1 protein-coding gene is annotated in these 260 nt (G+C 43.1%); it reads right to left on the bottom strand.

The features are described 5' to 3' along the window. Nucleotides 1–260 (bottom strand): ABC transporter permease (locus SB754_RS21090; RefSeq protein WP_410784294.1); only part of this gene is annotated, 260 nt, incomplete at both ends.

Below are 260 nucleotides of genomic sequence, written 5' to 3'. Positions count from 1 at the left end.
CCGTTAACAACTGGAGATGTATTTTCCACCAAAACCGCATTTTTTCGAATAGATTCTAAATCTTTGATGGTTAAGGTCTGCATCGAACTCACATCCATTCTCACACCGCCCTGCATTCCTGCGCCCGGACGAATTGTAATCATATTCGAACCCATGCTTGAAATCTGTGTTTTGATGCTTTCTTTTGAGCCTTCGCCAATGGCCAGCATCGCAATCACAGATCCAACACCAATAATAATTCCGAGCATGGTAAGAAAAGC

It is taken from the genome of Leifsonia sp. SIMBA_070 (genome assembly GCF_046534635.1).
Lineage (GTDB): Bacteria > Actinomycetota > Actinomycetes > Actinomycetales > Microbacteriaceae > Leifsonia.
This window is presented reverse-complemented; position numbering and strand designations above follow the sequence as displayed.